Below are 11656 nucleotides of genomic sequence, written 5' to 3' on the forward strand. Positions count from 1 at the left end.
GTTTCTCGTGGTCCGGGCCGGCACTACAGGCCGAGGTACTCCTTGACGTTGCCGCTGACCACACGGGCGGCCTTCTCGGGCCCTACGGCGTCCACGACCATGGCGATCGACTTCTCCGAGTAGCCGAACGTGCTCTCGTTGTGCGGGTAGTCGGCCGACCACATGACCCGGTCCACCCCGATGCGGTCGACCAGTTCGAGGCCGAGCGGATCGACCATGAAGGACGCGTACATGTGGTGGTCCCAGTAGTGCTGGACGTCGTGCTCGACGGGCCGGTCGAGCATGTGCCGGTAGGAGGCGAGGAGATGTTCGGCGTCCTGGAGCGCGGAGGGAACCCAGTTCACGCCCCCCTCGAACCACCCGACGCGCAGCCTCGGATGACGGTCGAGGATGCCGCCGAGCACGTACCTCCCGAACATCTCCCGGTACGGCGCCACGTTGGCCACCATGCCGACGGCGATGGCGTTGACCTCGCACGGGGCCTTGAGCCCGGTCTCGCCGATGTGGTGGGACACCGGGAGCCCCGCCTCCTCGATCGCCTCCCAGACCGGGATCATCGCGGCGCCGGAGTAGTCGATGGGGTTGCCCGCGTCGTCCTGTCCGGGGTTCAGCGGCATGAGGAAGGTCTTGAGCCCCAGGGCCTTCATCTCCTCGAGGGTGCGGCGAGTCCCTTGCGCGTCCCACCAGTTGATGAGCCCGACGCCGTGGAAGCGGCCCCCGGAGCGTTCCTGCAACCCGGCGATGTACTCGTTGTAGATCCGGAAGCAGAGCTCGCGGACCTCCTTGTCGGGGTAGTGGAACAGGGCCAACAGCGCGTTGGGGAACGCCAGTTCTTTCGTGATGCCGTCCGTGGCCAGTTCCTCGATACGGCCTTCGAGATTGTTGCTGCCTGCGCCCGTCAGGGGGTCGTACTGCATGAGCACATGGCTGAACTCGCCCGGCAGGAACGACTTTCCGCCCATTCCCAGCTCGTAGGCGCCGTCCTCGTACCAGACCCGCGGCGCCTGGTTCCTGAGCCGCTCGGGGAAGCGGTCGTAGAAGATGTCGTCCGCGAGGGAGATGTGGTTGTCGGCGGAGAACACCTCCGTGCCCGGCGGAAGGCCCGGCGAGGAGCCGTCGGCGTGGCCGTGCCGGTCCTTGGGCGGGCCGAAGCCCTCGGGGGGATACAGGGTGGATGACTGGCTGGACATCATTGTCCTCCAAGGGGAGCTGCGGGTTTCACGTCCGTGCGTGGTTCGTCTGCTCCTGCCGGGCGGGGGAGTGGGCGGGTCAGGCCCGGGGCTTCGGGCCCGCCGTCGTCCCGCCGTCGATCGTCAGTACCGTGCCGGTGGTGTGCAGCGAGCGGTCGCCGCCCAGGTAGGCGACGGCTTCCGCCACGTCCCGGGGAGTGCCCTGTCGCTGTAGTGGCTGGACGGCCGCCATGTGGGCGCGGATCCGCCGGGTCATCTCCTCGGCGTCCCCCTCCTGCCCGGCCGCCGTCGCCGAGGCAAGCAACTGCGTCGGGATGCCGCCCGGCGCCACGCAGTTGACGCGGATGCCGTACTCGGCCAGGTCGACGGCCACCCCCTTGGTGAAGTGGATGACCGCTGCCTTCGAGGCGCGGTAGGTCGGTACGCTCGCGCCGGCCTGGATCCCGCCTATGGAGCTGACGTTGACGATGGAGCCGCCGCCGTTCGCCGCCATGTGCCGGGCCGCGGCCTGGGTGCCGACCATCACGCCGAGCAGGTTGACCGAGAGGACGCGCTGGAAGTCGGCGAAGTCCTCGTCGAGGAAGTGCTGGTGCATGGCGCCGGACACACCGGCGTTGTTGACCATGAGGTGCAGGCCGCCGAACTCCTTCACCGCGAAGTCGACGAGTCCCCGGACCTGTTCGGCGTCCGCGACGTCCGTCCGCCGGAAACGGACGTCCGGGCCGTAGCCGTTCGCCAGCGACTCGCCGAGGTCCGGGTCGAGATCGGCGATGACGACCCGGGCCCCGTCCTCGAGAAGCCTTTCGACGGTCGCGCGCCCCAGGCCCGCCGCTCCGCCGGTGACCACGGCGACCTTGTCCGACAGTTCCTCGGTCATCGCGGTCACTCCCATGTGACGGGCAGCGAATAGACGCCGTAGGCCAGCCGGTCGTGCTTGAACGCGATCCGGTCCAGCGGCTCGGCCAGGCGCAGGGTGGGGATCCGGCGGAAGAGCGTGCCGTAGACGACCTGGAGCTCCACGCGGGCGAGTTGCTGGCCCACGCACTGGTGGATGCCGAAGCCGAACGCGTTGTGGTGCCGGGCGTTCTCCCGGAGCAGATCCAGAGCGTCGGGGTCGGGGAAGACGTGCGCGTCCCGGTTGGCGCTGAAGAGTTCCACGACGATGCCCTCGCCGGCGCGGATCACCTCGCCGCCGATCTCGATGTCCTCTTTGGCGATCCGCCGCTGGCCGCCGTGGATGATGCCCAGGTAGCGCAGCAGTTCCTCCACCGCGCCCGCGACGACCTTCGGGTCGTCGGTGTCCCGCAGGACCGCCAGTTGGTCGGGGTGCTCCAGCAGTGCGACGACGGCGAGGCCGATCATGTTGGCGCTGGTCTCGTGGCCCGCGATGAGCAGCCCCGTGCCCATCATGGCCGCCTCGGACACGCTGATGTCGCCGGAGGTGACGAGTGCCGCGATCTCGGACAGCGCGTCGTCCGCGGGTTCGGCGGCCTTCTTCTCGACGAGCCGCACCAGGTACTCGTTCAGGGCCCCAAAGGTCCGCATGCTCTCCTCGGCGGACACGTTGTGGGCGATCCCGCGCGCGGCGTTCTCCTGGAAGAAGTCGTGGTCCTCGTAGGGCACGCCCAGCAGTTCGCTGATCATCAGGGTCGGCAACGGCAGTGCCAGCGCCTCGACGAGGTCGGCCGGCTTGGGTCCGGCCAGCATCGCGTCGATCAGCTCGTCGGTGATCTTCTGGATGCTGGGGCGCAGCGCCTCCACCCGCTTGAAGGTGAACGGCTTGGTCATGATCCGGCGGAACCCGGTGTGCTCGGGGGCGTCCGAGTTGAAGACCGAACGCGGGCGGTAGTCCACCGCCGCCGCCATGCCCTCGTGCCAGTGCGGGAACCCGGGCAGCCGTTCGTCGACACTGACCCGGGGATCGCCGAGCAGAGCGCGCTGCTCGACGTGGCCGGTGACGATCCAGGGGGTGCTGCCGTCCCAGATCCGCACCTTGGCGAGGGGCTTCTCGGCGGTCAACTCCCGCAGGGCCGGGGGCGGATCGAACGGGCAGCCCTCCGCCCGTGGCATCGGCCACTCGGGGACCTCGGCAGGGCTGCCGGTCGCGGCGCCTGTCAGTGCGTCGGGCATGTCCATCCTCACGGTGTCGTCCGGGGTGTCTACTGCGCGATGTGGATCGCCAGCGCGGGGCAGACGGCGGCCGCTTCACGGACGTCGTCGGCCAGTTCGGCGGGCGGGTCGTCGGTCAGCAGGACGACGACTCCGTCCTCGTCACGCTGGTCGAAGACGTCCGGTGCGGTCGCCGCGCACTGGCCGGCCGCGATGCATCTGTCCTGCTCGACGGTTATTTTCACGGGTTGCTCCCTCATGGCCGTCGGGGCAAGACGGCGCCCTTGGTGGGCTCCGTCGACCGCGCCTTCGAGTGAACTCCCGGCCTCCTGCTAAGTCAATCGATTGATTCAAAATTTACTGAGACGGGTCGGTGGATCTTCTGTGGTTGCGCGGTGGGGCGAGGAGGTTGACGGTCCGTCAGGAGCTGTGTGTCACGGGTGCCGCCCACAGTCCGACGATCGCGTCGACCAGTCCGTCCGCGGCATCGTGCCAACTGGCTCTAGGTGTCGGGGTGTTGAGGGCCAGGGCACGCTCACGCTCGGCGCACGTGTAGAGGATCACGTTCCGGGTCATCGAGGTGCGTTCCGCGCGCACCTCGGCCGGCAGGTCGGGCAGGCACCGGTGCAGGCCGTCGAGGATCTGCCGCCACACCGGCAGGTCGAGGGTCTCGGCGACCAGGATCTCGTGCAGCGCGGGGTCGGCCATCACCTGGGCGCAGAACCGCGCGAACCACGTGGGGCTGCCCAGCTCGGCCAGGTACTCGGGGGTCGGCCGCACCAAGCACGCCACCCAGTCCCGGAGTTGGGCGGAGTCTCCGGTCTCGGCCAGCAGGCGCTCGCTCAGGCGCTGGATCCGCTCGGCGTGATGACGGGCGATCGCCCGCACCAGGTCCGTCTTGGTGCCGAAGTGGTAGCCGACCACGGCGGTGTTGCCCTGCCCCGCCGCCTCGCTGATCTGCCGGTTCGACACGGCGTACACACCGCGCTCGGCGAACAGGCGCTCCGCCGTGCTCCGGATGAGCTCCCGGGTCACTCTGACCTGCTCGGCCCGGACACTCCTACCCGTCATGTCCACCACCGTACCGGGACCGTACGCGGCCGGTCGCTCCCACCTGCCCCTGGACGGAAATCAACCGGGTGACTTACGTTCTAGGCGCGTCGGACCAACGGGACAAGTCGTCGCGAGACGGTGCCATGTCCCGGAACGGCGGTGGGGACGATGGCCGACAGGACGCGGCGGGACGAACAGGTCAGGGCGACACGGACAGCGCTCCTGGACGCGGCGGAGCGCCTGTTCGCCGAACACGGCGTGCACGCGATGTCCAACCGGCAGATCAGCGAGGCCGCGGGCCAGGGCAACAACACCGCCGTCAGCTACCACTTCGGCACCAAGGCCGATCTGGTGCGGGCCATCGTCCGACGGCACGCGGAACAGATCGAGCGCATCCGCGTCCGCATGCTGGCCGACATCGGGGACTCCACCGAACTCCGCGACTGGGTGGACTGTTCGGTGCGCCCCGTCACCGGCCACCTGGCGGCACTCGGCCGTCCGAGCTGGTACGCCCGGTTCATCGCGCAGGTCTCGGCCGATCCCGCCCTCTACGCCATCACGGAGGAGGAGTTCTTCGGGGCCTCCCCGTCGCTGTGGAAACTGGAGGAGGGCCTGACCCGCTGTGTGCCCGTCCTGCCGGCAGGGGTGCACGCCGACCGCGCCGTGATGACCCGGCACCTGATCGTGCAGATGTCCGTCGAGAGGGAGCGAGCCCTGGCCGACGACACCCCCACCACCCGGTCGACCTGGCACGACACCGCCGACGGCCTCGTCGACGCGATCGTCGCGCTGTGGCAGGCGCCGGTGACGACGGGGCCGCCGCTGGCGAAGTGACCGTGGGCGGGCCGCAGTTGAGGAAGAAGAATTGCCGTTCCACTCACTGGGAGTGCGCATACCGCGCCCGGCCTTCGTACCTACCGTGTGCTCACCTGTCGGCACCCGGTCAGGGGCTGCCGCGCCGGAACGCGGAGGGAGACAGGCCGATGACCGACTGGGACCACTCGACCGACTTCTTGGTGGTGGGCAGCGGTGCGGGCGTCACCGGAGCGATCCGGGCACGTGCGCTCGGCAAGGACGTTCTCGTCGTGGAGAAGACCGACCGGTTCGGCGGGTCGACCTGCATGTCGGGCGGTGTGATGTGGCTTCCCGACAACCCGCTCATGCGACGCGAGGGCGTGACCGACTCGGCCGACGCCGCACTCAGGTACTTCGCCACCGTCGTCGGTGACGCGGGTCCGGCGTCGTCGACCGCCCGCAGGCAGGCCTACGTCAGTGCCGGCGCCGAGATGGTCGACTTCCTGGAGTCCGAAGGCCTGGAACTCCGGCGCTGCGAGGGCTACAGCGACTACTACTCCGGCGTCCGGGGCTGCGAGGGCGGCTCGGCGCGCGGCAGGTCCATCGAGGCGAAGGTCTTCGACAAGAAGCGGCTCGGGCCGTGGCAGGACCGGATCCGCCCCGGCTTCGCGGGCGGCCTCGCCGTCTACACCGGTGAGGCGTCACGCCTGACCCTGATGCGGACGCGGGTCGGGCTGACCGTCCTGGCCAGGGCGGGGGCACGTACAGCCCTCGGCCGGATCCGCCGGCAGCGGCTCGTGACGAACGGGGTGGCACTGTCCGCCCGCCTGCTCCAGATCCTGCTCCGGCAGGACGTTCCCGTCTGGCTCGAATCTCCCCTCACCGACCTCGTGGTCGAGGACGGGCGGGTCGTCGGCGTCGTGGTCCACAGGGGCGGTCGTGACCTCAGGATCCGCGCCCGGGACGGCGTGCTGCTCGCCGCCGGAGGCTTCGCCCGCAACAAGGAGATGCGCGCACAGCACTCGGGAGGCCGGCCCACCAGCGACCGGTGGACCTCGGCCAACCCGGGCGACACCGGGGAGACGATCCGGATCGCCATGGCACACGGGGCCGCCACGGACATGCTGGACGAGGCGTGGTGGATGCCCTCGTGGATCATGCCCGACGGCACCCCCAACATGTGCATGTCCGAACGCACCAGGCCCGGCTCGATCATCGTCGACACGGAGGGCCGCCGGTACTTCAACGAGGCGGTCGCCTACCAGGAGGCCGGCCAGCAGATGTACGCCCACGACCGGGAGTCCGGAGGCGCGGTGCCGTCCTGGCTCGTCATCGACGCCCGGCACCGCAGCCACTACCCGTTCGGGATGTCCCCTCCCGGCCGCACCCCGAAGGAGTGGATCACCAGCGGCGCGATGAAGCGCGCCGACAGTCTGGAGGACCTCGCCCGGCAGTGCGGAATCGACACCGGCGGACTCCTCAAGACCGTCGAGCGGTTCAACGCGCTCGCGGCGCGAGGCGTCGACGAGGACTTCCACCGCGGGGAGGGCGACCACGAGAAGTTCTACGGCGACCCCACCCACGCCCCCAACCCGTGCCTGGGACCCGTCTCGAAGCCGCCGTTCCACGCGGTCGCCCTGTACCCGGGGGACATCGGCACCAGCGGGGGAATCCTCTGCGACGAGTTCGCCCGGGTGCTCGACACCGAGGCCAACCCCGTCGCCGGGCTCTACGCCACCGGCAACTGCACCGCGTCCGTGATGGGACGCAAGTACCTCGGCGCGGGCGCCAGCATCGCCGCGTCGGCGGTGTTCGGACACGTGGCGGCGAACCACGCGTCCTCGGCGGGACGGGGGCCGGGCTACAACGACGCCGACTGACCGTACGGGCACCACGCGGTGGCCGGAACCCGTGCCGCCCCGGGTGCGCACATCCCCGCAGGCCGAACCGCACGAGACCCCCTGCACCGGTCTTGCCTCCGCAGCCCGCGTCCCGTTACGTTGCGGCAAAGTTACTGGCCAGGTACGCGATGCGGTCCGGCGCATCGGTGTTCGGCGAGCGGAACGGGCATCGGGTGACAGGTCGCGGCAAGGGACAACTGGAGGCGCAGTACGGCCTCCTGACGAGCATCGCCACGGAGGCGGGTGTCTCGCTCAGCACGGTGTCCAAAGTGGTGCACCGGCGCCGGGACGTCGGCGCCCGGACCCGCGAGCGGGTCGAGGAACTCCTCGCCCGGCACGGCTTCGTCCGGCCCTGGGAGCGCGATCCCGCGACACCCCGGCAGATCATCGCGGTGTTCCGGGACCTGTCCGGGCCGTACACGCTGGAGGTGGTCCGCGGCATCGTGGACGCGGCCGGAGCACTCGGCATCGACGTGGTCACCGGCACGACGAGCCGGCGGTCGATCTCCGGGTGGCTGGAGCAGTGCGTGGCGCTCGGCGCGGCCGGGATCGTCATCGTGATCTCGATGCTCTCCGAGGAGGACCAGCGCCGTATCGTCGAGCAACGGCTCCCGGTGGTGCTGATCGACCCGCTCAGCGCGCCCTCCGAGGACATCCCCAGCATCGGCGTGACGAACTGGAGCGGCGCCCGCGACGCCGTACAGCACCTGCTGGAGCTCGGGCACACCCGGATCGGCATGATCGCGGGCCGCTCGCACTCCCTGGCCGGGGCCGCGCGCGTGCACGGCTACCGGGCCGCGCTGGAGGAGGCGGGGATCGCCTACGATCCGACGATCGTCCGCTCCACCGACTTCGACTACGCCGAGGCGCTCGCCACCGCCGGCCAGATCCTGCGGGCCGACGACCCGCCCACGGCCGTCTTCGCGGCCAGCGACGCGCAGGCGCTCGGCGTCCTGGAGGCAGCCCGGCAACACGGGCTCGCCGTACCGGACGACCTGGCGGTCATGTCCTTCGACGACACCCTCGTCGCGGCGATGGCCTGTCCACCGCTCAGCGCGGTACGCCAGCCCTTCGAGGAGCTGGGGCGCGAGGCCACCCGCGTACTCCTGGAACTCGCCCAGGGCAGGCCGCCGGTGTCCCCGCGCATCGAGCTGGCCACGGAACTCGTGCTGCGGACTTCGACGTCCGTGCGGCGACGCGTCAATAGCGCGTAACTCCCCATTCTGCGAAACACTTTCGAAACGCGCCGGTGACATCGGTATGTCGGCTACGAATACTGGCTTCCTGCCCGGACCCCCTCCCGGTGAAAGGAAAGCCGTTGACAAGAACCTGGGTGCGAAAGGCTTTCGCGTGGGCGACAGCCTTCGGCACAGGCGTGGCATTCGCCATCGCCTCCGCGACAGGCGCCTCCGCCTATCAGCCGAGCCCCGCCAATCTGTATACGGCGACGAACACCGCCGCGTGCAGCAAGAGCCCGTGTGTTCTCTACCCGAAGTCGGCCCAGTTGGCGGACGGCCGGATCGTGGCCACTTTCGAGAACGACCAGACCGCTCCGGTCGGCCAGACACTGCCCATATACAAGAGCGACGACTCCGGCACGACCTGGGCGAAACTCTCCGACGTCAAAGCCCCCGCCTATCTCTCCAGCGACTCCAAGTACGCGAAATACACGAGCAATTGGACCAACCCGTATCTCTACGTCCTGCCGCAGAACGTCGGCGGCCTGAGCGCGGGCACGCTGCTGCTCGCGAGCATCGTCTCCGGCGACGACTACTACTACCAGGAGCAGAAGGCCGCCAACTCCGGTTGGACGCCCACCAGTGACGGCGACCGCAAGGACGTGGCGCTCGCCCTCTACTCCAGCACCGACGACGGCGCGACCTGGACCATCCAGAACATCATCGCCGCCGGTGGCTGGCAGGGCGGCAGCGCGGGCAGCGTCGGCCGGGTCTCCACGGCCAACACCTACGCCCAGGTCGACCCCGTCTGGGAACCCCATCTCCTCGCCCACAACGGCCAACTCATCGCCTACTACTCCGACGAGGACGACTACACCGGCTACAACACCACCACCGGCGCCCCGACCCTCGACCCGGACAACGCCACGGCGACGGACTCCGGCGGCCAGGTCCTCCTCCACCGTACCTGGGACGGTTCCAGCTCAACTGCCTGGAGTTCCCCGGTCGTTGACGTGCCGGGATCCACGGTGAGCATGGGCAGCGGCAAGACGGAGATCGGCGGCGGCCGGCCCGGCATGACGACCATCGCCCCGACGACCGACGGCAAGTGGCTTCTGACGTACGAGTACTGGGGCGGCGGCACGAACGTCCGCTACCGGATCTCCGACGACCCGACGAAGTTCTTCTCCGCCACGGACAACGCGATCACCGCACTGCCCGTGCCCTCCGGCGGGGCCACCCTGTCCACCGGCGGCAGCCCCGTCCTCCTCCCGATGCCGGACGGCCGGATCGTCTACAACGCGGCGGGCAGCGGCGACGTCTGGGTCAACGAGTCCGGGCTCAGCACCGGCACCTGGAAGGAGTACAAGACGTCGATCGCGGCCGGGTACAGCCGCATGCTCCAGTACGTCGACGGCACCGGACGCGTCCTCGTCCTCCAGGCATCATGGAGCGGCACCAGCGTCGGCCCCGTGAAGTACGCCGAGGTCGACCTCGGCCGCTCCGACGGCGCCTACTACAGCCTCGTCAACCGGCTCACCGGTCAGGTGCTCAGCCCCGCGTCCGGCAAGACCCAGGACGCCAACCTCACCGGGAACACCCCAGACCTGGTCCTGAGTGCCGCCAACTCCACCGACGCCACTCAGCGTTGGCACTTCACCGCCAAGGGGAGCAACATCACGCTGCTCAACAAGGCGGGGGGCCGCTCGGTCGCCATCTGGACCGGCACCGCGACGGCCGGGCAGAAGCTGGCCCAGTGGGTCGACGACGGCGCGACCGACAAACAGTGGACCCAGGTCGCCTCCTCGACCAGCGGCTACTACAAGCTCCGCTCCGTCCTCAACACCGGCCTCTACATGACCGGTTCGACCGCAGGCGGCTCCGTCACCGTGGCGGCCGCGACCACCGACGGCTCGCAGGACTGGCAGTTGGTCCAGGACCCGCTCCCCACGGCCTCGACCTTCACCCTGAAGGGCGCGTACTCCGGCCGCTGCCTCGACGTCCCGAACGGTGCGACGGGCGTCCAGGTCCAGATCTACGACTGCTCGGGCAACGCCTACCAAACCATCACGCAGACCACGGCCGGCGAACTCCGCGTCAACGGCAACTGCCTGGCGGCGAACGGTGACGGCACCACCGCGGGCACCACGCTCATCCTCTGGGCCTGCAACGGAAAGTCCAGCCAGAAGTGGGCGTTCCGCGGGGACGGCACCATCGTCAACCGCTCCAACGGCCTGGTCATCGACGTGACCAACTGGGGGACGGCCAATGGCTCGAAGGTGGAGCTGTGGACGGGGCTGGGCACCGCCACCCAGCAGTGGACTCGTAGCTAGCCCGGGAACAGAAGCGGCGCCACCGTCCCCGACGGTGGCGCCGCTTCTCGTGGGTGTCCCCGCCGCTACTCGCGCTCGACGCTCACCGGAACCGCGTGCTGCCGCAGCACCGTCGCGTCCCGCTCCTCGCCGACGAGCCGGATCGTGTCCCGGACCGGTGTGTCCAGGCTGGAGGAGCCGAGCTGGAGCCGGATCTCGCCGGGCTCGACGATCCGTCCGCCGTTCAGGCCGGTGAAGGCCAACCGGTCGCTGTCGACGTGGAAGCGGACCGTCGCCCGCTGGCCGGGCTCCAGGGGCAGCTTGGCGAACCCGAGCAGGTACGCGTCGACCGACTGCTTGAGGATCGTCTGGTCGTTCAGCGCCCACATCGTCAGGCCCTTCGACGACGAGGTGGTGGACGGACCCGAGGACCCGCAGGCGGCCAGGCCCGCGGCCAGGGTGACCGCGGCTGCGACGGAGCGTCGAATTCTCGGGCTTCCGAGATGTCCGGTGACCGGGATTCCCCGCATGGTGTGCCTCTCTTCTCTCGGCATGCCGTAGGTGCGCAGGACAGAGGCGGAAACGGATACCGGACCGAAAGGCTTTCGGATGCCCCACCGCGGGTCGCCTGCCTGCTGGCCGGGAAACTGACACGGAATTCACACCCAGGACAAGCACGGGAAATTCCTCAGTTACGAAAGACTTTCGCAGCACCGGGGGCGCGCTTGCCCCGAAGGCTCATCGGAACTCGTGCACCACCTGGATCTCGCCGACGATGTGGGCGTTGAACTCGTCCAGCTCCTCGGCCGGCACCCACAGCTCCAGAATCGTCCGGCCACCCGCCTGCTGGACGGGATACCGGGTCAGGAACTCCGACTCCACCTCGAACCGCGTCACGAAACCGGCGCCGTCGTGCTTGACGTTCCAGTCCCGCGCGATCCTGATCGCGTAGTCCTCGTTGAGGACGGGGTAGAAGATCGGCTGCTCGGGCAGCCGGGGCGGCCAGGCACGCCAGTCGAGCGCGCGGACCAGGTCCAGCTCCACGGGGCCGGTAGGGCGCCAGAGGGTGGTCGTCGGTCGCCGGTTCGTCATCGGAGTCGCTCTCTGCGTCAGGGGGC

General features: G+C 69.6%; 11 protein-coding genes. 4 read left to right on the top strand and 7 right to left on the bottom strand.

The window, feature by feature from the left end:
- Positions 1–23: 23 nt before the first annotated feature.
- From OG223_RS48755 to OG223_RS48775, 5 genes are all read right to left on the bottom strand, one after another.
- Positions 24–1190, bottom strand: coding sequence for an amidohydrolase family protein (locus OG223_RS48755; RefSeq protein WP_329263746.1), 1167 nt, complete (start codon positions 1188–1190; stop codon positions 24–26).
- Between the two features lie 79 nt (positions 1191–1269).
- Positions 1270–2067 carry an SDR family NAD(P)-dependent oxidoreductase gene (locus OG223_RS48760; protein WP_329263748.1) on the bottom strand — a complete coding sequence of 266 codons (798 nt, stop codon included), beginning with the start codon at positions 2065–2067 and terminating at the stop codon, positions 1270–1272.
- A 5-nt stretch (positions 2068–2072) separates the two neighbouring features.
- The gene (locus OG223_RS48765) at positions 2073–3320 is read right to left on the bottom strand and encodes a cytochrome P450 (protein ID WP_329263750.1); all 1248 of its coding nucleotides are present in this window, start codon (positions 3318–3320) and stop codon (positions 2073–2075) included.
- A gap of 29 nt (positions 3321–3349) precedes the next feature.
- Positions 3350–3544 (bottom strand): ferredoxin, encoded by a 195-nt coding sequence (locus OG223_RS48770; protein ID WP_329263752.1) that lies wholly within the window; start codon positions 3542–3544, stop codon positions 3350–3352.
- 175 nt (positions 3545–3719) lie between these two features.
- On the bottom strand, positions 3720–4370 hold the full coding sequence (locus tag OG223_RS48775; protein ID WP_329263754.1) for a TetR/AcrR family transcriptional regulator: 651 nt from the start codon (positions 4368–4370) through the stop codon (positions 3720–3722).
- Between the two features lie 150 nt (positions 4371–4520).
- Between OG223_RS48775 and OG223_RS48780 the strand changes: the two genes are divergently transcribed.
- From OG223_RS48780 to OG223_RS48795, 4 genes are all read left to right on the top strand, one after another.
- Positions 4521–5186, top strand: a complete 666-nt coding sequence (locus OG223_RS48780) for a TetR/AcrR family transcriptional regulator (RefSeq protein WP_329263756.1) — start codon at positions 4521–4523, stop codon at positions 5184–5186.
- A gap of 149 nt (positions 5187–5335) precedes the next feature.
- Complete coding sequence (locus tag OG223_RS48785) at positions 5336–7027, top strand: FAD-binding protein (RefSeq protein WP_329263758.1); 1692 nt, start codon at positions 5336–5338, stop codon at positions 7025–7027.
- 149 nt (positions 7028–7176) lie between these two features.
- Entirely contained in the window at positions 7177–8262 is a 1086-nt protein-coding gene (locus tag OG223_RS48790; protein ID WP_329263760.1) for a LacI family DNA-binding transcriptional regulator, read from the top strand.
- 161 nt (positions 8263–8423) lie between these two features.
- Positions 8424–10559 carry an RICIN domain-containing protein gene (locus OG223_RS48795; RefSeq protein ID WP_329263762.1) on the top strand — a complete coding sequence of 712 codons (2136 nt, stop codon included), beginning with the start codon at positions 8424–8426 and terminating at the stop codon, positions 10557–10559.
- A gap of 65 nt (positions 10560–10624) precedes the next feature.
- Here the strand turns inward: OG223_RS48795 and OG223_RS48800 are convergent, their stop codons facing one another.
- Together OG223_RS48800 and OG223_RS48805 are read right to left on the bottom strand one after the other, a co-directional pair.
- Positions 10625–11068 carry a fibronectin type III-like domain-contianing protein gene (locus tag OG223_RS48800; protein ID WP_329263764.1) on the bottom strand — a complete coding sequence of 148 codons (444 nt, stop codon included), beginning with the start codon at positions 11066–11068 and terminating at the stop codon, positions 10625–10627.
- A 208-nt stretch (positions 11069–11276) separates the two neighbouring features.
- Positions 11277–11630, bottom strand: coding sequence for a hypothetical protein (locus tag OG223_RS48805; protein WP_329263766.1), 354 nt, complete (start codon positions 11628–11630; stop codon positions 11277–11279).
- Positions 11631–11656 lie beyond the last annotated feature (26 nt).

Source organism: Streptomyces sp. NBC_01478 (assembly GCF_036227225.1).
GTDB lineage: Bacteria > Actinomycetota > Actinomycetes > Streptomycetales > Streptomycetaceae > Streptomyces.